At 61.2% G+C, this 24,489-nt stretch carries 20 protein-coding genes; 12 read left to right on the top strand and 8 right to left on the bottom strand.

Going from position 1 to position 24,489, the window contains the following annotated elements; all coding sequences use genetic code 11:
- The first annotated feature begins 82 nt into the window (after window positions 1-82).
- The 5 genes from rng (at window position 83) to tldD (ending at window position 8,436) form a co-directional block, all read left to right on the top strand.
- Window positions 83-1,552 carry a ribonuclease G gene (rng, locus tag ACW5W8_RS11855; RefSeq protein WP_005348639.1) on the top strand — a complete coding sequence of 490 codons (1,470 nt, stop codon included), beginning with the start codon at window positions 83-85 and terminating at the stop codon, window positions 1,550-1,552.
- A complete protein-coding gene (locus ACW5W8_RS11850; RefSeq protein ID WP_498628067.1) occupies window positions 1,553-5,434 on the top strand; it encodes a YhdP family protein in 3,882 nt (1,293 codons plus the stop codon).
- 49 nt (window positions 5,435-5,483) lie between these two features.
- Entirely contained in the window at window positions 5,484-6,329 is an 846-nt protein-coding gene (locus tag ACW5W8_RS11845; RefSeq protein ID WP_498628066.1) for a carbon-nitrogen hydrolase family protein, read from the top strand.
- 18 nt (window positions 6,330-6,347) lie between these two features.
- Window positions 6,348-6,926: a GNAT family N-acetyltransferase gene (locus tag ACW5W8_RS11840; RefSeq protein WP_498628065.1), complete on the top strand. Its 579-nt coding sequence runs from the start codon at window positions 6,348-6,350 to the stop codon at window positions 6,924-6,926.
- 61 nt (window positions 6,927-6,987) lie between these two features.
- On the top strand, window positions 6,988-8,436 hold the full coding sequence (gene tldD, locus ACW5W8_RS11835) for a metalloprotease TldD (RefSeq protein ID WP_498628064.1): 1,449 nt from the start codon (window positions 6,988-6,990) through the stop codon (window positions 8,434-8,436).
- Window positions 8,437-8,557: 121 nt separating this feature from the next.
- Here tldD and ACW5W8_RS11830 read toward each other — a convergent pair whose 3' ends face one another.
- The 4 genes from ACW5W8_RS11830 to ACW5W8_RS11815 all read right to left on the bottom strand — a co-directional run bounded on the left by ACW5W8_RS11830 (window position 8,558) and on the right by ACW5W8_RS11815 (window position 11,497).
- Complete coding sequence (locus ACW5W8_RS11830) at window positions 8,558-8,761, bottom strand: hypothetical protein (protein WP_042057178.1); 204 nt, start codon at window positions 8,759-8,761, stop codon at window positions 8,558-8,560.
- 192 nt (window positions 8,762-8,953) lie between these two features.
- Window positions 8,954-9,157, bottom strand: coding sequence for a hypothetical protein (locus ACW5W8_RS11825; protein WP_005340062.1), 204 nt, complete (start codon window positions 9,155-9,157; stop codon window positions 8,954-8,956).
- A 159-nt stretch (window positions 9,158-9,316) separates the two neighbouring features.
- Window positions 9,317-10,039 (bottom strand): MarC family NAAT transporter, encoded by a 723-nt coding sequence (locus ACW5W8_RS11820; protein WP_498628063.1) that lies wholly within the window; start codon window positions 10,037-10,039, stop codon window positions 9,317-9,319.
- A gap of 138 nt (window positions 10,040-10,177) precedes the next feature.
- Window positions 10,178-11,497, bottom strand: coding sequence for an MFS transporter (locus ACW5W8_RS11815; protein ID WP_498628062.1), 1,320 nt, complete (start codon window positions 11,495-11,497; stop codon window positions 10,178-10,180).
- Window positions 11,498-11,663: 166 nt separating this feature from the next.
- Here ACW5W8_RS11815 and ACW5W8_RS11810 point away from each other — a divergent pair, with 166 nt between their 5' ends.
- Complete coding sequence (locus tag ACW5W8_RS11810; RefSeq protein ID WP_498628101.1) at window positions 11,664-12,338, top strand: Dph6-related ATP pyrophosphatase; 675 nt, start codon at window positions 11,664-11,666, stop codon at window positions 12,336-12,338.
- A gap of 106 nt (window positions 12,339-12,444) precedes the next feature.
- Complete coding sequence (gene aphA / locus ACW5W8_RS11805) at window positions 12,445-13,164, top strand: acid phosphatase AphA (protein ID WP_498628061.1); 720 nt, start codon at window positions 12,445-12,447, stop codon at window positions 13,162-13,164.
- A 72-nt stretch (window positions 13,165-13,236) separates the two neighbouring features.
- Here aphA and ACW5W8_RS11800 read toward each other — a convergent pair whose 3' ends face one another.
- On the bottom strand, window positions 13,237-13,503 hold the full coding sequence (locus ACW5W8_RS11800; protein WP_498628060.1) for a hypothetical protein: 267 nt from the start codon (window positions 13,501-13,503) through the stop codon (window positions 13,237-13,239).
- Window positions 13,504-13,672: 169 nt separating this feature from the next.
- On the opposite strand from ACW5W8_RS11800, the gene ACW5W8_RS11795 reads away from it, so the two are divergent.
- Both ACW5W8_RS11795 and ACW5W8_RS11790 read left to right on the top strand, forming a co-directional pair.
- Window positions 13,673-14,494, top strand: coding sequence for an HDOD domain-containing protein (locus ACW5W8_RS11795; protein ID WP_498628059.1), 822 nt, complete (start codon window positions 13,673-13,675; stop codon window positions 14,492-14,494).
- 130 nt (window positions 14,495-14,624) lie between these two features.
- Complete coding sequence (locus ACW5W8_RS11790; RefSeq protein ID WP_498628058.1) at window positions 14,625-15,122, top strand: GNAT family N-acetyltransferase; 498 nt, start codon at window positions 14,625-14,627, stop codon at window positions 15,120-15,122.
- A gap of 154 nt (window positions 15,123-15,276) precedes the next feature.
- Here ACW5W8_RS11790 and ACW5W8_RS11785 read toward each other — a convergent pair whose 3' ends face one another.
- Both ACW5W8_RS11785 and ACW5W8_RS11780 read right to left on the bottom strand, forming a co-directional pair.
- The gene (locus tag ACW5W8_RS11785; protein ID WP_005340085.1) at window positions 15,277-15,453 is read right to left on the bottom strand and encodes a hypothetical protein; all 177 of its coding nucleotides are present in this window, start codon (window positions 15,451-15,453) and stop codon (window positions 15,277-15,279) included.
- Window positions 15,454-15,959: 506 nt separating this feature from the next.
- Window positions 15,960-17,237, bottom strand: a complete 1,278-nt coding sequence (locus ACW5W8_RS11780) for a cation:proton antiporter (protein ID WP_498628057.1) — start codon at window positions 17,235-17,237, stop codon at window positions 15,960-15,962.
- Between the two features lie 216 nt (window positions 17,238-17,453).
- Between ACW5W8_RS11780 and metH the strand changes: the two genes are divergently transcribed.
- The 3 genes from metH (at window position 17,454) to rimK (ending at window position 23,282) form a co-directional block, all read left to right on the top strand.
- A complete protein-coding gene (gene metH / locus ACW5W8_RS11775) occupies window positions 17,454-21,149 on the top strand; it encodes a methionine synthase (protein ID WP_498628100.1) in 3,696 nt (1,231 codons plus the stop codon).
- Window positions 21,150-21,156: 7 nt separating this feature from the next.
- Window positions 21,157-22,272, top strand: a complete 1,116-nt coding sequence (locus ACW5W8_RS11770) for a Gfo/Idh/MocA family oxidoreductase (protein ID WP_498628056.1) — start codon at window positions 21,157-21,159, stop codon at window positions 22,270-22,272.
- Between the two features lie 113 nt (window positions 22,273-22,385).
- Window positions 22,386-23,282: a 30S ribosomal protein S6--L-glutamate ligase gene (gene rimK, locus ACW5W8_RS11765; protein WP_338772831.1), complete on the top strand. Its 897-nt coding sequence runs from the start codon at window positions 22,386-22,388 to the stop codon at window positions 23,280-23,282.
- An 84-nt stretch (window positions 23,283-23,366) separates the two neighbouring features.
- Here rimK and ACW5W8_RS11760 read toward each other — a convergent pair.
- Window positions 23,367-24,489, bottom strand: a 1,123-nt coding sequence (locus ACW5W8_RS11760; RefSeq protein ID WP_498628053.1) for a sensor histidine kinase, incomplete at its 5' end; no start/stop codon positions are given.

Raw genomic sequence — 24,489 nt, 5'->3', positions numbered from 1 at the left:
GTGCTCTGCTGCGTTTTTCCCTTGCGCGCGTTGTACCGGATTGGCTCTATAGAATTCAAAACTGGAACAGGCAAGGTTACTTATGTCGGTAGAACTGCTGGTTAACGTTACCCCCTCCGAAACCCGGGTCGCTCTGGTCGAAAACGGTCTGCTGCAGGAAGTGCATGTCGAGCGTCAGGCCAAGCGCGGCATCGTGGGCAATATCTACAAAGGCAAGATCAGTCGGGTGCTGCCCGGTATGCAGGCGGCGTTCGTCGATATCGGCATGGACAAGGCGGCCTTCCTGCACGCCTCCGATATCGTGCCGCACACCGAGTGTGTGGCGGTGAAGGAGAAGGAGCAGTTCCAGGTCGGCAACATCGCCGAGCTGGTGCGTCAGGGGCAGGACATCATGGTGCAGGTGGTGAAAGATCCGCTGGGTACCAAGGGGGCCCGTCTCACCACCGATATCACCTTGCCCTCCCGCTATCTGGTGTTTATGCCGGGCAGCGCCCACGTTGGTGTCTCCCAGCGCATCGAGTCCGAAGCGGAGCGGGAGCGCCTCAAGCGCACCGTGGCCGGTTATGTGGACGAGCTGGGTGGCTACATCATCCGTACCGCCGCCGAAGGGGTGGGGGAGCTGGAGCTGGAGCAGGATGCCGCCTTCCTGAAACGACTCTGGCGCAAGATCCTCGAGCGCAAGCAGAAGTACCCGCCCTGCAAGATCCTCTACGAGGATCCCAGCCTGGCCTTCCGGGTGGTGCGCGATTTCGTCGGCGCCGAGCTCGACAAGATCCGCGTTGACTCCCGTCAGAGCTTCGATCAGCTCAAGCGCTTCACCGGTGAGTATGTGCCTGAGCTGGCCAACAAGCTGGAGTACTACCCCGGCGAGTCACCCATCTTCGATCTCTACGACGTGGAGAACGAGATCCAGCGCGCGCTGGAGCGCAAGGTCGAGCTGAAATCCGGCGGCTACCTGATCATCGATCAGACCGAAGCCATGACCACGGTGGATATCAACACCGGCGCCTTTGTCGGCCATCGCAACCTGGAAGAGACCATCTTCAACACCAACGTCGAGGCGACGGCGGCCATCGCCCGCCATCTGCGCCTGCGCAACCTCGGCGGCATCATCATCATCGACTTCATCGACATGCAGTCGGAAGATCACCGTCGTCGGGTGCTGCACAGTCTGGAGCAGGCGTTGTCGAAAGACCGCGCCAAGACCAACGTCAACGGCTTCTCCCAGCTCGGTCTGGTGGAGATGACCCGCAAGCGCACCCGCGAGAGCCTGGAGCATGTGCTCTGCTCCGAGTGCCCCGAGTGCAAGGGGCGCGGCCGGGTCAAGACGGTGGAGTCGGTCTGCTTCGAGATCCTGCGGGAGATCATCCGGGTCAATCGCGCCTACGATGCGGATCAGTTTACCGTCTACGCGGCCCCGGCCGTGGCCGACTACCTCCATGGCGAGGAGTCCCACAGTCTGGCGGAGCTGGAAGTGTTTATCGGCAAGCAGGTGCGGGTGGTGAGCGAACCCCTCTGTGGTCAGGAGCAGTTCGACGTGGTGATGATGTAATTGATTTACCGCTGGCTGAGTCGGGGCTGGTTGGCCCTGGGGGTGCTGTTCGTACTGATGGCCATGCTGGTCACGCTGGTACGGGTTGGGGGCCCTTTGCTGAATCAATACCGGGAGAGTCTGATCCACACTCTGCTGGGGGATTCACAGCTCAAGGTCAGCGTGGAGCAAGTGGGGCTGGACTGGACACAATCCGGGCCCGCCCTCGAGCTGCAACAGCTCGCCATCGCCCCGGATTCGGGGCGTTTTACCGTACAGCTCGGCAAAGCCTGGGTGCATCTCGACTTCTGGCGCACCCTCAACGAGCTCAAGCCGGTGTTTGGCGAACTGACCCTCAGCGATGGTGACATCACCCTCGATTTCAGCCAGCCCGCCAACAGCCGCGAGCCGCAAGGGGACCCCCAGCAGGGTGCCCTGCTGCGCTTTTTGCTGACCCAGCTCGCCACCTTCGATGTGCACAACACCCGCCTCAGCGTCACCACTTCTCTCGGTGATCTGCGGGCGCTCGCCATTGCCCAACTGCGCTGGCAGAACCGCGGCAAGCGCCATCAGGGGGTCGGCAAGGCGTATCTGATCAACGGGGTGGGCGAGAGCACCATCGATCTGATTCTGGATGTGGAGGCGCCGACGGCGCGCCTCGATCGCCTCAAGGGGCAGCTCTATCTGGGTGCCCGCCAGCTCGATATCAGCCCCATTCTCGCCAAGATCCATGCCGGTGAGCCCAGCATCGCCGGTCAGCTCGACTTCCAGCTCTGGAGCGAGTTTGACAGCGGCAAGCTGGGCAACACCCTGCTGGCCTTTGGCAACAACTACCTGATCTGGAAGGATCCCAAGGATCAGCGGCTCCATCGTCTCGGTCTCGATGGTGGCAAGGTTCAACTGCGCCGCGATGGTCAGGACTGGCAACTGGCCAGCCACGATGTGATCTTCAAACTGGACGAAAAACCCTGGCTGCACAGCCGGTTGCAGCTGGAGCGGATTGGCGAGCGGGTACAGGGCTATGTGCCGCAGATCGATCTCGATCAGCTTGCCCAGCTGAGCCAGCTGGTCTCGGCGATGTACCCCGCCCAGAGCGAGCTGCTCAAGCGGACCAGACCCAAGGGCAAGTTGACAGACTTGACCCTGCTGGCCGATGCCGGGTGGCAGGATATCTCCTTCAGCGGCGAGATCGCCAATGTGAGCCTCAATGCCTGGCACGACGTGCCCGGTTGGCGGGATCTCAACGGCGAGTTCTGGCTCACCCCCAGGGGGGGCAGTGCCAGATTGGCGCTGGCGAACGACAAGGTGGATCCCGCCCGTCACTTCAAGGTGCCGATCCCGGTCGATCGCTTCTCGGCCCGCCTCGACTGGTGGCGCGAGGCGAAGGGCTGGGTGCTCTACGGCCAGGATATCGCGCTGGATAACCCGGATCTGACCCTGGACAGCCGTTTCCGCCTCGATCTGTTCGAGCACCCCTTCCTGGCCCTGACCGGTCGCATCGATGTGAAGAATGCGGGCCATGCGGATCGCTACTTCCCGCTGCAGGCGATGGACAAGGGGCTGGTGGATTACCTGAGCGGCGCCATCAAGGGTGGCAAGGCCAAGGGGGCCGATCTGCTCTGGTACGGCGAGTTCCGGGATTTCCCCTATGAGCAAGGCGATGGCATCTTCCAGGTGGCGGTGCCGCTGGAGCAGGCTACCTACGAATTCTTCCCCGGTTGGCAACCGCTCACCGACCTGCAGATCGACCTGCTGTTCCAAAATGCTGGTCTGGATATGCGCAGCCGCTCCACCAAACTGGGTAAGGCGAGCTCCGACTCGGTGCATGCCTGGATCCCGGATCTCTCCCCCGGTGCCCACCTCTATGTGGATGCGAAAGTGCAGGGCGAAGGCAAGGCCATCAGCGACTACCTGCAGGACTCCCCGCTGGGCAGTTCGGTAGGGCAGGCGCTGCGGGAGGTCGAGATCCGCGGCCCGATGGCCGGTTCGGTCAAGCTCGACATTCCCCTCGATGGCGAGAGTGAGGTCAAGGCGAGCGGCGATGCCACCTTCAACAACAACAAGGTGCGGGTCGCCAGTCTGGATCTGCCGCTGGAGAAGGTGCAGGGGCGCCTCGAATATGACAACGAGCAGACCCGCTTCAGCAACCTCAAGGCGAGCCTGTGGAATCAGCCGCTCACCCTCAACTATCAGGGGCGCCAGCATCCGGATCACTATCAGGTTGACCTCGATTTCAAGGGGCTGTGGGATAGCCGCCGCCAACCCGCCACCATCTCTACATATGGCATCCTCAACGGCCGCAGCAACTGGGGCGGCAAGCTGGGGCTGACGTTGCCCGACAGCAAGCCGTTTAGCTTCCAGCTGGCGCTCGACTCCAACCTGCAGGGGATGGGGCTGGATCTGCCGCTGCCGCTGGCCAAGAGCAGTGCCAGCCGGTTGCCGCTCAAGGTGATCGCCCGCGGCCGGGATGGCAGCGCCGACATTCGCGCCGTGCTGGGTGCCGATGTGGATATGCAGACCCGACTGGTCTATGGCGAAGGAGTGCCTTATCTCAGTCGGGTGCGGGTGGATGTGGGGCAACCGGGTGCCCGGGGGTTGCGTGATGCCCCCATGCTACTCGCCATCAACCAGCAGGAGGCCGACGTCGGCGGCTGGCTGGCGCGACTCAAACAGTGGCTACCCACCAGCAATACCTCGACAGGCTCCGCCGTGGTCGGCCCTGCCTTCCTGCCGCAGGAGTGGTGGGTGGATGGACAGCTGGCCCGTGCCTATATCGGCAGTGCCACCCTCAAGGCGGCGCGCTTTACCGTGGGGCCGACCAATCAGGCGACCGAAGTGATGATCGATAGCCCCGATGTGATGGGGGTGATCCGCCTGCCCGCAGTAGCCAATCGCCCGGTGGATGCCAAGTTTGCCCGCATCCATTGGTCTGGCAAGAGTTCGGATCTCAGCCCGGATCCCGATGCCAAGCAGGATAACGCCATCATGGCCTCCATCCCCTGGCTGACATTCAGCTGCGTCGATTGCCGCTTTGGCGCATTGCCGCTCGGCGAAGTGAAAGGGGAGCTGGTGCCCGGTGCCGACAAGGTGACCCTCAAGGGGCTGGATATGCGGTTGGCAGGGAGTCAGCTCACCGGCAGCGTCGATTGGCTGGCTGATGGCAACCGGATGGAGACCCGCGCCCGTGGCAAGCTGACCAGCAACAACAGCGAACTGCTGCTCAAGCGGCTCGGCTACACCTCCCCCATCGGCGATGCCCCCGGCTCCCTCGCTTTTGATCTGAATTGGCAGGATGTGCCCTATCGCCCGAGCCTGCCGACTCTGGGGGGCAGTGCCAACTATCAGCTGGAGGGCGGCACCCTGCGCGAGGTCAACGACAAGGGGGCGCGGCTGCTCTCCCTGCTCAGCCTTGACTCCCTGCTGCGCAAGTTGCGGCTCGATTTTCGCGATGTGTTCGACAAGGGCTTCTACTTCGAATCCATGTCCGCCTCTGCCACCATCAAGCAGGGGCAAGTCAGCAACGATGATTTCTATATGAAGGGGGCGGCAGGCAACCTGCGCGGCGAGGGTATCGCCGATCTGGTGCGCTGGCGGCTCGACTACGAGCTGAGCTTCTCTCCCAATCTGGGGGGCACCTTGCCGGTGGTGGCGGCCTTCTCCATCACCCCGGTCACGGGTCTCTATGTGCTGGCCCTCTCCAAACTGCTGGAGCCGGTGGTGGATGTGGTGACCCGCATCGATTTTCGTATCTCGGGTCCGCTCGACGCACCCAAGCTGATTGAGGCGGGCCGGGATCGTGCTCGCATCAAGCTCAACCAGCAGCAGAAAGAGGCGGTCGATGCAGCGGCGCCCAAGCTGCCAGCGGCCACTCCTTTCCTGCTGAATCCACAACGCCAGCCCTGATGCGGGCGCCGGTTCTGCCCGCAACCTTCTCATGCTCAAGGAGAGAGACATGTGGTTAGCCGCAATACAGCTGGTATCTGGCCGTCACTGGCAGGATAACCGGGAGCAGATCGCCGCTGAACTGGCGGCCTTGCCCAAAGAGCGGCCGCTGCTGGTGCTGCTGCCGGAGAACTTTGCCCTGTTTGGCGAACGACAGGGCTATCTGGATGGTGCCGAGGCAATCGGCTCCGATCCCAGCGCCGATCTGAGCGGAGCAACGCCCATTCAGCAGCAACTGGCTGAATGGGCACGCGATTACGGCATCTGGCTGGTGGCCGGGGCCATGCCGACAAGAATGCCGACCACCATCGCAGGTTCTGACCATATTCACACCAGCTCGCTGGTGTTTGATCCAAGCGGTGAGCTCAGGGGCCACTACCACAAGATCCACCTGTTCGACGTGGATGTGGCGGACAATCACGGTCGCTACCGTGAGTCGGAGACCTTCAGCCCCGGCGAGGAGCCTGTGTTGGTGGACTCTCCCTTTGGTCCCCTTGGCCTCTCGATCTGTTATGATTTGCGCTTTCCCGAGCTCTACCGCCAGTTGGCCCGTGCCGGTGCCCGCGTGCTGCTGGTGCCTGCCGCCTTTACCGCCGTGACCGGCGAGGCGCACTGGGAGCCGCTGCTGCGGGCTCGCGCCATCGAAAACCAGTGTTACGTGGTGGCTGCCAATCAGGGCGGCACTCACGAGACGGGGCGCCAGACCTGGGGCCACAGCATGGTGATCGACCCCTGGGGTCGGGTGCTGGCGAGCAAAGAGTGCGGGTGCGGCACCGTGCTGGCGCAGATGGAGCCCGGGCTTATCGATGAATTGAAACGTACCATGCCGGTGTTGCAACACGCCAGGCTGCTGTGATGGTGTGGAGGATCTGGGGTGAATGTGATTCAGTGTGATAGTCAAGAGTGGCTCTCTTTGAGCCACTCTCAGCAGGAGGCCGTCATTGGCCTGCTGGATCGCGTCTGGCCGCCGTTGCCTAGCGAGGTTGCCAGCATAACTCCGCTGCATAACCCCGATCTTTCCCCGGTGTCGTTTCGCTTGCTAGATGGGGACGAACTTGTGGCGTATGGCGCTGTCCTGAGTCAGCGCGTGACGGTGGCTGGGCAGGTCTATTTGGCGCAGGGCTTAAGTTGCGTAGCTTGTGAGCCGCGGTTACAAGGGAAGGGATTTGGGCGGCGCATTGTGGCCGAGGCGACCGCATGGATGAACCACTCGGGAGCTGATATTGGCATTTTCACCTGTGATCCAGAATTGGTGCCATTTTATAGCCAGTATGGGTGGGTCGAGGCACCGGGTGTGTTGCTCTGCGGTAGCCTGGATAGTACGGCCATCAACAGTGCGGATGCAGGCAAGCGGGTGCTGCTGCAACTCTGGTCAACACGCGCTAAGGCCAATGAGTCTGATTTTGGGCAGGTCAAAATCGACCTTGGTCTGCCCATCGGCGAGTTTTGGTGATCCGGGTGACCTCGGATGAATTAACCGTTACGACATCTCACTGCGAGAGTGGAGAAGAAGATTGAGTCTATTGAGCCAGGTTAGTGCCTCCCTGTTGGCCCCGAACGACCTCGACGAAGGGCGCCTGCAGCAGCTGCTCGGCAGCCTGATGAGCCATCAGGTTGAGTTCGGCGATCTCTATTTCCAGCGCAGCTGGCACGAGTCCTGGATGCTGGAAGATGGCATCGTCAAGGATGGCAGCTACAACATCGATCAGGGGGTCGGGGTGCGCGCCGTCAGCGGCGAGAAGACCGGCTTCGCCTACTCGGACGAGCTGAGCCTGCTGGCCCTGCAACAGTCGGTGACCGCCGCTCGCGGCATCGCCGCAGCCGGTGCTCACGGCAAGGTGAAGGCGTGGGCCCGCACCGAAGCGAACCTGCTCTATCCGGCCATGGATCCGCTGCAGACCCTCGACAAGCATCAGAAGATCGCCCTGCTGGAGCAGATGGACAAGTTCGCCAGAAGTCTGGATCCCGCTATCAATCAGGTGATGGCCTCCATCAGCGGCGTCTACGAAGAGGTGCTGGTGGCCGCCACCGACGGCACCCTGGCCGCAGATGTGCGTCCGCTGGTGCGTCTGTCGGTGACTGTGATCGCCGAGAAGGGCGATCGCCGCGAGCGTGGCAGTGCCGGTGGCGGCGGGCGCTTTGGTTACGACTGGTTCCTCGAACTGGACGGGCTGGAGAGCCGCGCCTTTGGCTATGTGCGTGAAGCGGTGCGTCAGGCGCTGGTCAACCTGGAAGCCATCGATGCACCGGCCGGTACCATGCCGGTGGTGCTCGGCGCCGGCTGGCCCGGCGTGCTGCTGCACGAGGCTGTAGGTCATGGTCTGGAGGGGGACTTCAACCGCAAGGGCTCTTCCGCGTTTGCTGGCCGCATCGGCGAGCAGGTGGCCTCCAAGCACTGCACCATCGTCGATGACGGCACCCTGCCGGGTCGGCGCGGCTCCGTCTCCATCGATGACGAGGGGACGCCGGGCGGCTACAACGTGTTGATCGAGAACGGTATCCTCAAGGGTTATCTGCAAGACAAGCAGAACGCTCGCCTGATGGGGGTGCCGCTCACAGGCAACGGGCGTCGCGAATCCTACGCCGCCATGCCGATGCCGCGCATGACCAATACCTACATGCTGGCGGGTCAGTATGATCCGACGGAGATCATCGCCTCGGTGAAGAAGGGCATTTATGCCCCCAACTTCGGTGGCGGTCAGGTGGATATCACCTCCGGCAAGTTTGTCTTCTCCGCCTCCGAGGCCTACCTCATCGAGGATGGCAAGATCACCGCCCCCATCAAGGGCGCGACCCTGATCGGCAACGGCCCCGAGGCGATGAGCCAGGTCTCCATGGTGGGTAGCGATCTTGCGCTGGATCGCGGAGTCGGTATCTGCGGAAAAGAGGGGCAGAGCGTGCCGGTCGGCGTCGGCCAGCCCACCCTCAAGCTGGACCAGCTCACCGTGGGTGGCACCCAGTAAGCGAAGTGAGTAGTAACCCGGCGATATGCAGACCCCGGCCATGTGCCGGGGTTTTGTTATTCGGAGTCATTGAAAACAAAAAGCCCCGGTCAGTGGACCGGGGCTGGCGAATTATTCGGTATCAGTTGACCGAGATGGCGCGGGCGTCGATGAAGTAACGGGCCTTGCCCTGCTTATCGATCTGGATCTTGGCGATCAGCCTCTCTTGCTGCTTGTGTTCCCACAGTTGCTCTACCTTGGCAAGGGCCGGGTTGACAATGCCGAGTACGTTCAGGTACTCGTGAAACAGGCTATGGCTTCCAATTTCGGTCAGCATCTTGGTCATCGGGATACTCTTCTGAAGTAAGGGTGTTCGCTAGCCAAGATAGCTGTGTTGAGCTGAATGCGAACTGTACAAAAAGTAGACGGTGAGGCGGTCGGTTGTCATCAGCACAATGATGGGATTTGCGATTGAGCGCGGGATCGCTGACAACAAAAAGCCCCGGTCGTTGGACCGGGGCTGGCGGGTTATTCGGTATCAGTTGACGGATATGGCGCGGGCGTCGATGAAATAGCGAGCGTTACCCTGTTTGTCGATCTGGATTTTGGCAACCAGCTGCTCTTGATCTTTATATTCCCAGCGTTGCTCGATCTTGGCGAGGGATGGGCTCGCAATCCCAACCACGTTCAGGTACTCGTGAAACAGGCTATGGCTCCCTATTTCGGTCAGCATCTTGTCCATCTGCATACTCTCCTGAAGTTGAGTGGGTATTCATCAACAAACCTATCAGCGTCCATCTGAATAAAGTCTGTATGAAAAACAAACTAACTCATTTGTGTGTCAATAACATGATCAGGAACAAGATCAGTGCAGATCGTCAGGGACTTTTTGATACCGTTTTCAATCAGAGCTGGTGGGCTTCTGCGGCAACTGATCAAACGTGCCGGAAGCCTTTGGTAGCGCCGGTGCGGTTTGCACGGTCTGGCCGCCGTGGAAGACCGGATCCTGTGCCACTTCCTTGATGCCATTGATGCAAAACTGAATACCCATGCAGACCAGCAGGAAGCCCATGATGCGGGTCATGGCGTCGATGCCGGTGGCGCCCAGGATCTTACAGACCGGATCCGCCAGCTTCAATACTCCCCAGCTGATCAGGCTCATCAGGGCAAACGCCGTTACCACACCGGCGTAGATGGTGAGGCGGTTGTACTCGTCAGGCAGCTCGGCAATCTGGGCTGCCCCGCTTATTACCAGCGCCATGGTGCCCGGTCCGCACATGCTGGGCATGGTGAGCGGTACGAAGGCGATGCTCTGGTTGATGTCGACCCCGCTTGCCTGGCTGGGAGCCGGAAACAGCATGCGAAAGCCGATAAAGCCGATGATGAGGCCACCGGCCAGGCGCAAGCCCGGAATGGAGATCCCGAACAGATCCAGGATCGAGGATCCGATAAAGAAGGTGGTGCAGAGGGTACAGAACAGATAGATGGCGGCCAGATTGACCTGACGGCGCACATGTTCGCGCGACATCCCCTTGCTCAGTCCCAGCAGCAGGGTGGCCGTGGTGGGCGGGTTGACCATGGGCAGCAGCGCCAGCAAGGTGAGTAATACGACCTGAAAGAACATCTTGAGCCTCGGATAAAGAGTTGGACGTCATGGGGCGATGAGGGTGGCAGGCCCCAGAGGGAGGCTATCTTATGCTGGCGAAACTGAACATAAGCAGTACAAAAAAGCCCCGGCAGATGCCGGGGCTTGTTGTTCGGGTCAGGCCGCTTGCGGCGCTTGCTGCTGCCGGATGGCCCGTTGCTGGAACCAGAGCCAGAGACCGATGGCGAAACCCAGCACCGACAGGCTCACCACATAGTGGGAGGGGGCCAGCATGTCGCTCTTCATCCAGAGGGTCACCGCCATCGGGGTGAGGCCGCCGAAGATGGCGTAGGCCACGTTGTAGGAGAATGACAGACCGGAGAAGCGCACCACCGGCGGGAAGGCGTTGACCATCACATAAGGCACGGCACCGACAATCCCGACCGCAAAGCCCGCCAGCATATAGAGCGGCACCAGCTGGCTCGTACCGGCCGCCATACCGTGATAGAAGGCGTAGCTGGAGCCCGCCAGCAGCAGGGCGCCGAGCATGAAGGTGATACCGCTGCCCAGCAGGTCGATCAGTCGACCATAGACGATACAGCCTAGGGTCAGGGCCACGATGGCCAGCGAGTTGGCGGTCAGGGCATCAGCCGGGCTGATGCCATAGACCTTCTGCAGATAGGTGGGGGTCATCAGGATCACCACCACGATACCGGCGGAGAGCAGCCAGGTGAGCAGCATGGAGACCACCACGCTGCTCTTGTGGTTGCGCAGCACCGACTTGAGGGGCAGCTCGTCAGCCAGGGTCTTGTTGGCCTTCATCTCGGCGAAGACCGGGGTTTCGTGCAACCAGCGACGCAGGTACATGGCGACGATGCCGAAGATACCGCCCAGCAGGAAGGGCACTCGCCAGCCCCACTCGCTCACTTCGGCTGGTGTCAGGCTCTTGTTGACCGCAGTGGCGATCAGGGAGCCAAGCAGGATGCCAGCCGTCAATCCCGCCGTGAGCGTGCCACAGGCGACCCCGACTCGACGATCAGGGACGTGCTCAGCGACAAACACCCAGGCGCCGGGCACTTCACCGCCGATGGCGGCGCCTTGCAGGATCCGCAGTCCCAGCAGGGCGATGGGTGCGCCGATGCCGAGCACTGCATAGGTGGGCAGCAGACCGATCAACAGGGTCGGCAGCGCCATCATGATGATGCTGAGGGTGAACATCCGCTTGCGACCGATGAGATCGCCAAAGTGGGCCATGATGATGCCGCCGAGCGGACGAGCCAGATAGCCGGCGGCGAAGATGCCGAAGGTCTGGAACTGGCGCAGCCACTCGGGAATATCGGCCGGGAAGAACAGCTCGCCGATGACCACGGCGAAGAAGACGAAGATGATGAAGTCGTAAAACTCAAGCGCGCCGCCGAGGGCAGCGAGACTCAGGGTTTTGTAATCCTGTCGATTGAGGGGGCGGGCGTGATCGTGCTGTTGTGTGGTCGTGGTCATATCCGTATGTTTCCCATCGATTTTTTTAGTTATTGTCACCCCGGACAAGGGGCATATACAGGTGATCGAGAGTATGCTGCCTGCCTCTTGTGTGTAAATCGCGCAATTCGCAACACTGTCTTGCATCTTTTTGGGGCAATCCGAATGCCCCGCTGGCGGAGGAATGATGGAAAAGAAACGGGTACTGCTCTCCTGGAGCAGCGGCAAGGATTGCGCATGGGCACTGCATCAGTTGCGGCAAGATCCCGCCATTGAGGTGGTGGGGCTGTTTACCACCCTCAATCAGGCATTCGAGCGGGTGGCGATGCACGGGGTGCGCAAGCAGCTGTTGACCGAGCAGGCCGCCTGCGTCGGGCTGCCCCTCATTACCATCGATCTGCCCTGGCCCTGCAGCAACGAGGATTACGCCCGCATCATGACTGGCTTTATCGCCGATGTGGTGGCACAAGGGATCCGCCATATGGCCTTTGGCGACTTGTTCCTTGAGGATGTGCGCACCTACCGTGAAAAGCAGCTGGCAGGCACCGGCATCGAACCACTGTTCCCGCTGTGGGGCAGTAATACCCGTGAACTGGCGCCGCAGATGGTGGCCGCTGGATTGAAGGCGCGGATCAGTGCTCTCGACCCGAACAAGCTGGATGCCAGCCTGGGTGGTCACGATTTTGACGAGGCACTGCTGGCGGTGCTGCCGGAGGGGGTCGATCCGTGTGGCGAGAACGGCGAGTTTCACACCCTGGCCTATGATGGCCCCATGTTCTCCCGCCCGCTCGGCATTCGGGTCGGCGAGACAGTGCTGCGCGACGGCTTTGTCTTTACCGATCTGCTGCCAATCGAGGATTAATTATCGGGCGTCAAATGCTCCCTTTTGCAGGAGCATTCACAGATTTGAGAGGCGGGATGGGGGCACTATTGGCCCCCTCTTTTGATTCAAGATGACAACCTGCCTTATGAAACACCTCTCTCGTCCGGCGCTGCTTGCCTCCTTGCTGGCTGCTGCCCTCGCTCTGCCTGCCATCGCGGGTCAAGCCGCTACCGTTCAGCCGATCCCTGCCGGTGTCACCACCGTCATTCTGGCCCAGCAGGCGCCAATCCACTGGGTATCGGTGGAGCAGATTGCCAAGAGTCTGGATGGCCTGCCCCCGATGGCCGTCGGGTTTGATATCGACGATACCCTGCTCTTTTCCAGCCCGGGTTTTTATCGCGGCAAGCAGGAGTTCTCACCCAACGACGAGAGCTATCTGAAGAACCCCGCCTTCTGGGAGAAGATGAACAATGGCTGGGATGCGTTCAGCATGCCGAAAGAGGTGGGCAAGGCGCTCATCGCCATGCATCTCAAGCGCGGTGACCACATCTATTTCGTCACCGGCCGTTCGGCCACCAAGACCGAAACCGTGAGCCAGACTCTGCAGCAGACCATGAATATTCCGGCCGACCAGCTCAATCCGGTGATCTTCGCCGGTGATCAGCCGGGCCAGAACACCAAGGTGCAGTGGCTCAAGGATAAGCAGATGAGGCTCTTCTACGGCGACGCCGATGGGGATATCAAGGCGGCGCAGGAGGTCGGCATTCGCGGCATCCGTCTGCTGCGGGCCGCCAACTCCAGCTATCGGCCACTGCCGCTGGCAGGGGCACTGGGGGAAGAGGTGATCATCAACTCCCAGTTCTGATCCGGAGTGGATCCATGCAAAAGGGCGGGGCCATTGGCACCCGCCCTTTTTGCATCCGTCATCCAGCTCGGGTCACTCGTCTGCCCACGGCATCTCGGGCAGGCTGTCGAGGAACTCGCAGTAACGGGTCAGATTGAAGGGGCCCTGATCGGCCTCCATCGCCATCAGCTCGGCTCCTAGGGCGCAGGCGATATATTGCAGTGCCTCTTCCCGCGGGGTGCCCTTCATCACCAGTCGCATCAGGGTCGCCTTCACATGGGGCGGGTGACCGTCGTTGAGCTGGTTCTCCACCATCTCCAGCAGCGCGTCTTCATCAAAAAATTCCTGAGTGTCGTTCATGGGATATCCGCAACAGTGAATGTGGCGGCCAGTATAGCCTGAATGGGGCTAACACCTTGAACAGGCTGCGAATAAACAATCCGATGGGGAGGCCATTTGTTACCCATAATTAGGAGGAGTTTGCCAAGGCAAACAGGTTGGAACACAGATAACATGGATGGACACGCTTATGCCCACGATAGATTCCCTGCTGGCCGAGCCCAAGCTGCTGCCACAGATACCGGAAGTGATGCGAGATTTGATTCAGACCTTTAACGAAAAGGAGCCAGACTTGCTCAAGGTGAGCAAGTTGATCAGCAAGGACCCCGTCATCTCTGCCAAGCTGCTACGGCTGGCCAATTCGGCCAAATTTGGCAGCAGTCGTCAGATCGGTACCGTCAACGAGGCGGCGGTGCGGCTGGGGTTGGCGATGGTGCGCAACATGGTACTGGCTTGCGGTCTCACCGAATCAGTCAAGGCGGTACCAGGGATCGATCTCAAGCACTTCTGGGGCTGTGTATTCAATGTGGCCGAACTGGCCCGTCGCCTGGCGAAGAAGAAGGGGATGAGTGGGGAAGAGGTTTTTACCTGTGCCCTGCTTTACGATCTGGGTCGCCTGGTGATGCATGTGGGGTTGCCAGAAAATACCGTCAACCATATTCACGATTTGGAACGGCATAAAGGGCGGGCCAAGGCAGAAGAGCTGGTAGTCGGTTTTAACTATGCCCAGGTCGGGGCCGCCATGGCGCGTTACTGGAAGTTCCCCGAGACCATCAGCAATGCAGTGGAGCATCACTACAACCCCATGCAGGCCAAGGCATTTTCAAACGAGGCAGGGCTCATTCATCTGGCCATTGTGCTGGCGGCCCAGTCTGATGTGGGGGAAGAGGCGCCGCCCGAGTGGCCTCACAAGGTGGCAGAGACCTTGGGATTGAGTTGGGCCGATTGCGCTGCCGAGTTCAGCGCATTGCGTGAACAGGGTAATGGCTATGCCGGGTTGCTGGCAGCCTGAGTCAGTGAATCTCGTGTCGTCAGGGGTCGCAGCGCGGCCCCTTTTTCATGGCCGATGGCGCCACAGGCTTGCCAGCCCGGAGGTGACGGGGCACTCTTTGCCCTTCACTTTCCGTTTGAGAGCCCTTGCCATGATTGCCTCCTCCCGCCTGATCCTGCGCGAAATGATCGCCACCGACGCCCCCTTCATCCTTGAATTGCTCAATGACGGCGACTTTTATCGTTACATCGGTGATCGGGGTATTCGCACCCTCGAACAGGCGCAGGAGTATATCCAGCAGGGGCCGGCGGTCAGCTATGCCCGCTATGGTCACGGCCTCTATCTGGTCGAACGCAGGGATGATGGCGCTAGCCTCGGTATCTGCGGCCTGATCAAGCGCGATACCCTGGAGCAGGTCGATATCGGTTACGCCTTCCTGCCGCAATATCGCGGTCAGGGCTACGCCATTGAAGCGGCGCAGGCCGCTCTTGCCGATGGCAAAAGTCGGTTGGGGATCGGGCCGGTGGTCGCCATCGTCACGCCGGGCAACGAGCGATCCATTGGCCTGTTGGCCAAACTGGGGCTGGTTCGCAGCCGTCTGGTCAAATTGAGCGAAGATGCCGATGAGTGCCTGCTGCTGGAGCAGTGAGCAAGGTCAGAGAGCTGGAAAGCGAATGGCGAGGTGGCTGTCAGGCTGAGTGACAAGCAAGAGGCCTGGGTCTGGCGAAAGGCGTGAGAGAAGCAAAGAGGCCGCCGTGAGTTGCGGCCTGTCTGCATCGGGCGCTGCCGGAGGGCAGGCAGGATCAGTTGAGGTCTTCGATGGAGAACTCGCCAGCGATACCATCACAGGAGATGGCGAAACCGCCGCTGAAGCGGGTGCTGAACTGGATCAGAAACGCATCATTGTCGTGCTCTTGCACAGGCAGGTTGATGGGCTTGCTGCGACGCAGGGGCTTGTGTGTTTGTACTGCTTTCATCATGGTATTTCTCTATATAAATTAGGTGTTTGCTCCTTGTATTGGCAAATGTCAGGTCAATGGGCGCGGTCGATTGGGTGAACGACAAGCGCGCAGGAATACCCAGCCCGGTTAAAGGGCGTCTGCTCTTTCAAGGAATATGCTGATGCATAAATCAAATTGGGTGGGCAGATCGGGTCTGCACCGTGAGAGCCGGGCAACGCAGGCAGACAGCCTGACGGTTCTCAAGGCGAGTAAATCAGAAGAAGGTTATGCGGGTACTGGCAGGATTCATCGTGAGGTGAAGCATTGCAGGGCAAACATAAACAGGGCTGATTAACTAGCCGGCGCGCATTCTCTCTTCGAAATGAATAAAAAGCAAACAATAATTTGCAGATGCTGGAGTAAGGTCGCTTTTCCTCTTTGTCATCAAGGTTCGCTCAGTCGCAAATATCCTCAGCTATCAGCCATAAAGAGAGGGCTCCCGACGGGAGCCCTCTTTCATTCTGCGATCAGCACAGTGGGCCGACTCAGTAGTCGCCACAGGCCTTCTTGGCAGCAGTGATCATCGGGGTGATGGTCATGCCTTGCACCACGATGGAGAACATCACCACCGAGTAGGTCATCACCAGGATGACCTCCCGCAGGTCGACACCGTGTTCTGGGAGCATCATGACGCCGGAGGGGAGTGCCAGTGCCATCGCCATGGCCAGACCACCGCGCAGGCCACCCCAGGTGAGGATCCGCACCGAGAAGGTGTTGTAATTGCGGAATCGGCGGAAAGCCACATAGGGCAGCGACACGCTGATAAAGCGGGCGCCCAGGCAGAGCGGCACCGCAATGACCAGCAGGATCCAGTCACGCCAGGCGAGATCCAGCAGTACCAGCGCCAGACCGATCAGCAGGAACAGCAGGGCGTTGAGGAACTGGTCCATCAACTCCCAGAAGTGATCCAGGTGATGGCTGCTCTGTTCGGAGAAGCCGGAGTGACGGGTCCAGTTGCCGATCATGATGCCGGTGACCACCATGGCCAGTGCGCCGGAGACGCCGATCATGTTGGCAAAAGCAAAACCGGCGGTCGGGATGCAGAGGGTCAGCAGCAGCTCCAATGAACCGTCATCGGTGGCGCTGATCATCACGTGGGCGATGAGGCCCAGCACGGCGCCGAACAGGATGCCACCGAGGGCTTCGTGCAGGAACAGACCGGCCACGCTACCGAAGGTGGGCTCGACACCGCCAAAGGCGACGGCAAACACGGTAGCGAAGATGACGAGGCCAACACCGTCGTTGAACAGGGATTCCCCTTCGATCTGGATGGCGATCTGGGGTGGCGCTTTCATCTTCTTGACGATGGCCAGTACGGCAATCGGGTCAGTGGGGGAGATCAGCGCGCCGAACAGCATGCAGTAGACCAGCGGCAACTCCCAGCCCAGCAGCTTGGCGATAAACCAGAAGCCGTAGCCGATAAGGAAGGTCGAAAGCAGGGTGGCCACGATAGAGAGAATGGTGATCTCCCACTTCTGGCTACGCAGCGCCTTGAGGTTGATGCCAAGGCCACCGGCGAACAGCAGGAAGCCCAGGATCCCCTTCAGCAGGAAGTTCTGGAAGTCGATGCTCTCCATGGTCTTGACGGCAAGAGGTTCCAGGTTGAACCAACCCAGTTTGCCAAACAGCACCAGCAGCGCGGAGATCAGCATGGAGCCCGCAGTAATGGCGATGGTGGTCTGGATCTTCACAACATACTGGTTGGCAAAGGCGATAAAAATCGCCAGCGCTGCCAGAAAACAGAGTGTGTAGTAGACGCTCATAGTTATTTTTTTCTCGTTGGTAGACAGCAAGCACGTATCCCTATGCAGGACGGGCATAGGTTACTCTCGGGCCCTATGTTACTCATTACCCATAAATGAGTATATGGTGATGTGTTTGGACTGATAGACGGCTAGATTTCCATTTTATTTGTTTGCTGTTAGGATACTGTTTACGCAGTTGCATGGATGTAAGAGGAATACGCGGTGTCGAACGTAATGTCGAGCAGAGAGCCGAGCAAGCCGTCGGACGTAACAAAGAAGCTGGAAGCCTGCCTCCGGGAGCGGATCCTGATCATCGACGGGGCCATGGGCACCATGATCCAGGGCTACAAGCTGGGGGAAGCGGATTATCGGGGTGAACGGTTCGCCGACTGGCATACCGACATCAAGGGCAACAACGATCTGCTGGTGCTGACTCGTCCGGCGGTGATCCGCGAGATCCACGAGCAGTATTGCGCTGCCGGGGCCGACATTCTCGAGACCAACACCTTCAACGCCACTCGCATCGCCATGGCCGATTACGAGATGGAAGAATTCTCGGCCGAGATCAACCGTGAAGCTGCCCGGCTGGCCCGCGCCGTGGCAGACGAGTGGACGGCAAAAGATCCCGCCAAGCCGCGTTTCGTGGCAGGGGTGTTGGGCCCCACCAACCGCACCGCCTCCATCTCGCCGGATGTGAACGATCCCGGCAAGCGCAACGTCACCTATGACCAGCTGGTGGCCGCCTACACCGAATCGACCCACGCTCTGATCGAGGGCGGCGCCGACATCATCCTGATCGAGACCATCTTCGATACCCTCAACGCCAAGGCCGCCGCCTTCGCGGTGGAAGGGGTGTTCGAGGCGCTGGGCTACAGCCTGCCGGTGATGATCTCCGGCACCATTACCGATGCCTCCGGCCGCACCCTCTCCGGCCAGACCACGGAAGCCTTTTATCACTCGCTGCGCCACGTCAAACCGGTCTCCTTCGGCCTCAACTGTGCGCTGGGACCCGATGAGCTTCGTCAGTATGTGGAAGAGCTGTCTCGTATCAGCGAGACCCATGTCAGTGCCCACCCCAACGCCGGTCTGCCCAATGCGTTCGGTGAGTACGACCTCGATGCCGTCGAGATGGCGGAGCATATCCGCGAGTGGGCCCAAAGCGGCTTCCTCAACCTGGTCGGCGGCTGTTGCGGTACCACCCCGACCCATATTCGCGCCATGGCGGATGCCGTGGCAGGCATCAAACCCCGAGTGCTGCCCGAGCTGCCGGTGGCCTGTCGTCTGTCGGGCCTTGAGCCGCTGATCATCACCCCCGAATCCATGTTCGTGAACGTGGGGGAGCGCACCAACGTCACCGGTTCGGCCAAGTTCAAGCGGCTGATCAAGGAGGGGCTCTACGACGAGGCGCTCGACGTCGCCAAGCAGCAGGTGGAGAACGGCGCCCAGATCATCGATATCAACATGGACGAGGGGATGCTGGACGCCGAAGCGGCCATGGTGCGCTTCCTCAACCTCATCGCCGGTGAGCCGGATATCGCCCGGGTGCCGGTGATGATCGACTCCTCCAAGTGGGAGGTGCTGGAAGCGGGCCTCAAGTGCGTGCAGGGCAAGCCGGTGGTCAACTCCATCTCCATGAAAGAGGGGGAGGAGAAGTTTATCCAGCAGGCCAGATTGCTGCGTCGCTACGGTGCCGCCGTCATCGTGATGGCGTTCGATGAGGTGGGGCAGGCCGATACCCGCGCCCGCAAGTTCGAGATCTGCCAGCGCGCCTACCGGATCCTGGTGGATCAGGTCGGTTTCCCGCCGGAAGACATCATCTTCGACCCCAACATCTTCGCGGTGGCGACCGGCATCGACGAGCACAACAACTACGCGGTGGACTTTATCGAGGCGGTGAAGGACATCAAAACGCACCTGCCCCACGCGATGATCTCCGGCGGCGTCTCCAACGTCTCGTTTTCGTTTCGCGGCAACGAGCCGGTGCGCGAAGCCATTCACGCCGTCTTCCTCTACCACGCCATCAAGAACGGTATGGACATGGGGATCGTCAACGCCGGTCAGCTCGCCATCTATGAAGACATTCCGGCGGAGCTGAAAGAGAAGGTCGAGGCGGTGGTGCTCAACCTCAATGACAATGCCACCGAAGAGCTGCTGGCCATCGCCGAGAAGTATCGCGGAGCCGGTGCCCAGGCGGAGGATCCGCGGGATCAGGAGTGGCGCAGCTGGCCGGTGGGCAAGCGGCTGGAGCACGCACTGGTCAAGGGGATCACCGACTTTATCGAAGAGGATACCGAAGAGGCACGCGCTGGCGCGGAGAAGCCGCTGCACGTCATCGAAGGGCCGTTGATGGATGGCATGAACGTGGTCGGCGACCTGTTCGGCGCGGGCAAGATGTTCCTGCCGCAGGTGGTGAAATCGGCGCGGGTGATGAAGCGGGCGGTGGCCTATCTGCAGCCCTATATCGAGGCGGAAAAGTCGGGTGGCTCCAGCAACGGCAAAATCGTGCTGGCGACCGTGAAGGGGGACGTGCACGACATCGGCAAGAACATCGTCGGGGTGGTGCTGCAGTGCAACAACTTCGAGATTGTCGACCTCGGAGTCATGGTCTCCTGCGAGACGATTCTCAAAACGGCGCGTGAGGTCGGCGCCGATATCATCGGGTTGTCGGGCCTCATCACCCCGTCGCTGGACGAGATGGTGCACGTGGCCAAAGAGATGGAGCGTCAGGGCTTCAAGCTGCCGCTGCTGATCGGCGGTGCCACCACCTCCAAGGCCCACACTGCGGTGAAGATCGAGCAGAACTACTCGGAGCCTGTGGTCTATGTCTCCAACGCCTCCCGCGCGGTGGGGGTGGCCCAGAGCCTGCTCAGCCCGGATCTGAAGGAGGCGTTTGTCGCCCGCATCGACAAGGAGTACGAGATTGCCCGGGATCAGCATGCCCGCAAGCAGCCGCGCTCCCGTCCGGTCAGTCTGGCTCATGCCCGCGCCAACCGGCACCAGCTGGACTGGGTTGGCTACCAGCCGCCGAAGCCCCGCGAGCTCGGGGTGCAGAAGTTCGAAGATGTGGCCATTTCGGTGCTGCGCCCCTACATCGACTGGACGCCGTTCTTCCTCAGCTGGGAGCTGGCGGGCAAGTATCCGCGCATCCTCGAAGACGAGATCATCGGCGAGGAGGCGACCAGGCTGTTTGCCGATGCCAACGCCATGCTGGACCAGCTGGAAAAGGATCAAAGCGTGCGCTGCGCCGGGGTGATCGGCCTGTTCCCGGCCAATGGGGTGGGGGATAGCATCGAGGTCTACAGCGACGAGTCGCGCACCGAGGTCATCAAGGTGCTGCACCACCTGCGCCAGCAGAGCGAGAAGCAGGGCTTCCCCAACTACTGTCTGGCGGACTATGTGGCACCGAAAGAGAGTGGCAAACCGGACTGGATCGGCGCCTTCGCGGTGACCGGCGGTATCGGTGAGGAGGCCATCGCCAAGGCCTACAAGGCGCAGCACGATGACTACAACGCCATCCTTATTCAGGCGGTGTGCGACCGTCTGGCCGAGGCGTTTGCCGAGTATCTGCACGAGCAGGTGCGCAAGGTACATTGGGGTTATGCCCCCGACGAGGCCCTCAGCAACGAGGAGCTGATCCGCGAAAACTATCAGGGCATCCGTCCGGCGCCCGGTTATCCGGCCTGCCCGGAGCACACCGAGAAGGGGAGCATCTGGGAGCTGCTAGAGGTGGAGCAGGCTATCGGCATGCAGCTCACCGAATCCTACGCCATGTGGCCGGGGGCGGCGGTGTCCGGCTGGTACTTCTCCCATCCCGAGAGCAAATACTTCGCGGTGGCGCAGATCCAGCAAGATCAGGTGGAAGATTACGCTGTTCGCAAGGGGATGACATTGGCAGAGGCCGAACGCTGGCTCGCCCCTAATCTCAATTGAGGTAAAAATGAAGATTGGTTTTGTCGGTTTGGGGGCAGTGGTCGAGACCGCCTATCTGCCAGCATTGAATGCCCTGAGTGACGAGGTACAGGTGTGGGGTTTCGACCCTGCCCGCAGCTTGTCGGGGGTGACCTCGCTGTCGACCCTTGAGGCTCTGCTGGCACAGCCCCTCGATCGGCTGGTGATTGCCACTCCCTCTCTGCTGCATCTGCCGGTGCTGGAGCAGGTGCTGGCGAGCGCGATCCCCCTGATCCTGGTGGAGAAGCCGGTCGTGGCGACACTGGCTCAGCAGGCGAGGCTACAACAGCTGTTGGCCGATCCGCAGATCGCCGCCCGGGTGCTGGCGCTCGATCACTGGATGGCCCGCAACGCCGTTCAGCGGCTGCTCGGCGGCGGGCTGGATGCCAGCTGGCAGCCACATTATCAATCCCATGTTCCACCGTCTGGTGCCATTGTGCCTGCCACGCTGGCAGAGGTCGCTTCGGTCGAGGGCTTCTTGCTGGAGCCGTGCGGCATTGATGGCGAGGGGCGTCCCTATGCCCTCAACTTCGCCACCGGCGAGCCGGATCAGCGGGTATTGCGTCACCCGGACGGGGTGATCCTCGATATCGGCACCCACTTGCTGGCGATGATCCGCGAGCTGCTGGTCGCCCTCGGCGGTGATGACCGGCTGACGCTGGTCGCAGAGGGGGTGGTCGATCGGCTTGGTCAGCCCATTGCTCGTGGCGATCTGGAGAGCGCTGAGGGGCGTGCCTGCCTGCGTGGCGACGCCTGCGGCGTTCCCCTGACCCTCTGGCTCGACAAGTACGCCGGGCCGGGTATCGAGCGCAAGGGTCTGGTGCTGCACCTCAAGGATGGGCGGCGTGTTGAACTGTTTCGCTGCGGCAATCTGGAGTGGCTGCGCTATTACCAGTCCGGAGCCAATAACGATGGCGGCCAGAGCGAGCTCGGGGCGGCAGGGGTGCTGCAGTGGCAACATGAGGGACCCCTCTATCGCGATTGCATCGCGCAAACCCTGCTGGCCCCCCTGCCTGTTGAGGGGTGGCGCGGGGCCACGGCGCGCCGGTTGCAAGAGGTCACCCTGTTGCTCACCCTGCAACAGCAGTTACGCGGGCCTCATTGACTCCTTCAGGAGGGTGATTGCAAAAAGGCGAATGGTGAGGGGAAAGGATTGGCGTTGTCAGCACTCCGTGGCACTTTATACTCTCCAGCCCGATTATCAGGTCTGTCATTTCCATGAAGATTGCCATTTTATCCCGTGAGCCGAAAAACTACTCCACCCGCCGTCTGGTCGAGGTGGCACAGGCGCGCGGTCATCAGGTAGAGGTGCTCGACACCCTGCGCTGCTATATGAATATCGCTTCCCACAACCCCTCCATTCACTACGAGGGTGGGGAGCTGGGAAGCTATGACGCCGTGATCCCGCGGATCGGGGCCAGCATTACCGCCTACGGTACCGCCGTGCTGCGCCAGTTCGAGATGATGAACACCATGGCCCTCAACAGCTCGGTGGCCATCAGCCGTTCCCGCGACAAGCTGCGGGCGATGCAGCTGCTCTCCCGTCACGGGGTTGGGTTGCCCATCACAGGTTATGCCCACAGCACCCACGATGTGCCCGACCTCATCACCATGGTAGGCGGGGCGCCGCTGGTGGTGAAGCTGCTGGAGGGAACCCAGGGGATTGGCGTGGTGCTCTGCGAGACCCAGAAAGCCGCCGAGAGCGTGATCGAAGCCTTTATCCAGACCAACAACAACATTCTGGTGCAGGAGTATATCCGCGAGGCCAATGGCGCTGATATCCGCTGTCTGGTGGTCAACGGCAAGGTGGTTGCCGCCATGCGCCGTCAGGCCCAGCCGGGGGAGTTTCGCTCCAACCTGCACCGTGGCGGCACCGCCGAGGCGATCAAGATCACTCCGGAAGAGCGGGCTACCGCCGTGCAGGCCGCCAAGATCATGGGGCTGGATGTGGCGGGGGTGGATATCCTGCGCAGCGCCCGTGGTCCGCTGGTGCTGGAGGTCAACTCCTCCCCCGGATTGCAAGGGGTGGAAGCCGCCTCCGGCAAGGATGTGGCCGGCAAGATCATCGAGTTCCTCGAACTCAAGGCGAGCCGCAAGAACAAACCGGCGGAGTGAACCGCGGGCTTGCAGCCGTCAGATAAAAACAGGGCGCCCTCGGGCGCCTTGTTGCTATCTGGCTGGTGCCGCAGTTCCCTCACCCTAGCCCTCTCCCAAAGGGAGAGGGAACTGTTCGGCAGTGATCATCGCCAGCCGGGCGCTAAATACGCCATCCTCGAGCCGGGTGTCGATCTGCCAGCCCAGCTTCTCGCAGATGCGCTGAATGATGGTGAGGCCACAGCCGTAGCCGAGGATCTGATCCGGTGCAGCTGCCGTCGGGTTGCTGATGGTGAGTACCGGGCCACAGAGCTCGATGTCGATATGTCCCTCGGCATAGCTCAGGGCATTTTTCAGCAGGTTGCCGAGGGCGATGGCGAGCAGGGAGAGGGGGGCGTTTACTTCGCTGCTCTCGTCCAGATTAAGCCGGATATCGAGGGCCTCCCGCTGCAACAGCGGAGCGAGGCGGGCCAGCTCCTGACGGATCAGCGGGGTCACCTGCTGCAGCGGCCGCTCCACCGCCTCCTTGCGGCCCAGCAGCAGGAAGGTCTCGGTGAGCAGCGCCATCTCGTCGGCGGCGGCGCGGATGCGGGTGGTGGCGCGGGCGGCCGGTGCGGGCAAGTCCGTCACCTTGCCGAGCAGGGCCGCCGAGCCCTGGATCACCATGTTGGGGGTGCGCAGCTCGTGGCTGGCGAAGCGGCTGAACTCCTGCTCGCGAGCGAACACTGCGCTCACCTCCTGCTTGCCGGCCAGCAGCGCCAGCTCGATATCCCGCAGCTCCTGCCAGGGGGCGTCGGGCTCGAAATCCGCCTGATCCGGGGTGAGGTGGGCGACCCTCTGTTGCAGCCGTTGCAGCGGCCCTGTGATATGGCGCACCAGCCAGATACCGAAGCCCAGCGAACTGAGCAGTAGCACCAGCCCGATCAGCCAGGTTGCGGTGCGCAGCTTGTCTTCATAGGGATCGAGGTAGTCGTCGGCATCGTCGTTGAACACCAGATAGAGCAGCCCCTCGCCAGAGGGGTGACGGGCTACCAGAAAGTGTTTGTCCTCCTTGCCCAGCAGATGCTCGAAAAAGCCGGGAGTCTGGTAGGGCTTGAGCCATGTCGGCAGGCGACCCGCCTCGGTCCAGTAGCTGGAGAACAGTCTGGGGCTCGGGGGGGGGGGCCCCCCCCCCCCGCGCCCCCCCGCCCCGCCGGGGGCGGGGCCCCCCCCCCCCCCCCCCCGGGGC

Source organism: Aeromonas aquatilis, assembly GCF_054052405.1.
The sequence above is the reverse complement of the archived record's forward strand: the minus strand, read 5'-3'. Positions and strand labels throughout refer to the sequence as shown.

Bases quoted from the DNA above. Each gene is read 5' to 3' on its own strand.
- rng (WP_005348639.1), top strand. From the start codon at position 83: ATGTCGGTAGAACTGCTGGTTAACGTTACCCCCTCCGAAACCCGGGTC.
- ACW5W8_RS11830 (WP_042057178.1), bottom strand. From the start codon at position 8,761: ATGACCAAGATGCTGACCGAAATTGGAAGCCATAGCCTGTTTCACGAG.
- rimK (WP_338772831.1), top strand. From the start codon at position 22,386: ATGAAGATTGCCATTTTATCCCGTGAGCCGAAAAACTACTCCACCCGC.
- ACW5W8_RS11780 (WP_498628057.1), bottom strand. From the start codon at position 17,237: ATGAGCGTCTACTACACACTCTGTTTTCTGGCAGCGCTGGCGATTTTT.
- ACW5W8_RS11825 (WP_005340062.1), bottom strand. From the start codon at position 9,157: ATGGACAAGATGCTGACCGAAATAGGGAGCCATAGCCTGTTTCACGAG.
- ACW5W8_RS11820 (WP_498628063.1), bottom strand. From the start codon at position 10,039: ATGTTCTTTCAGGTCGTATTACTCACCTTGCTGGCGCTGCTGCCCATG.
- ACW5W8_RS11845 (WP_498628066.1), top strand. From the start codon at position 5,484: ATGTGGTTAGCCGCAATACAGCTGGTATCTGGCCGTCACTGGCAGGAT.
- metH (WP_498628100.1), top strand. From the start codon at position 17,454: ATGTCGAGCAGAGAGCCGAGCAAGCCGTCGGACGTAACAAAGAAGCTG.
- aphA (WP_498628061.1), top strand. From the start codon at position 12,445: ATGAAACACCTCTCTCGTCCGGCGCTGCTTGCCTCCTTGCTGGCTGCT.
- ACW5W8_RS11790 (WP_498628058.1), top strand. From the start codon at position 14,625: ATGATTGCCTCCTCCCGCCTGATCCTGCGCGAAATGATCGCCACCGAC.
- ACW5W8_RS11785 (WP_005340085.1), bottom strand. From the start codon at position 15,453: ATGATGAAAGCAGTACAAACACACAAGCCCCTGCGTCGCAGCAAGCCC.
- ACW5W8_RS11815 (WP_498628062.1), bottom strand. From the start codon at position 11,497: ATGACCACGACCACACAACAGCACGATCACGCCCGCCCCCTCAATCGA.
- ACW5W8_RS11795 (WP_498628059.1), top strand. From the start codon at position 13,673: ATGCCCACGATAGATTCCCTGCTGGCCGAGCCCAAGCTGCTGCCACAG.
- ACW5W8_RS11770 (WP_498628056.1), top strand. From the start codon at position 21,157: ATGAAGATTGGTTTTGTCGGTTTGGGGGCAGTGGTCGAGACCGCCTAT.
- ACW5W8_RS11800 (WP_498628060.1), bottom strand. From the start codon at position 13,503: ATGAACGACACTCAGGAATTTTTTGATGAAGACGCGCTGCTGGAGATG.
- ACW5W8_RS11810 (WP_498628101.1), top strand. From the start codon at position 11,664: ATGGAAAAGAAACGGGTACTGCTCTCCTGGAGCAGCGGCAAGGATTGC.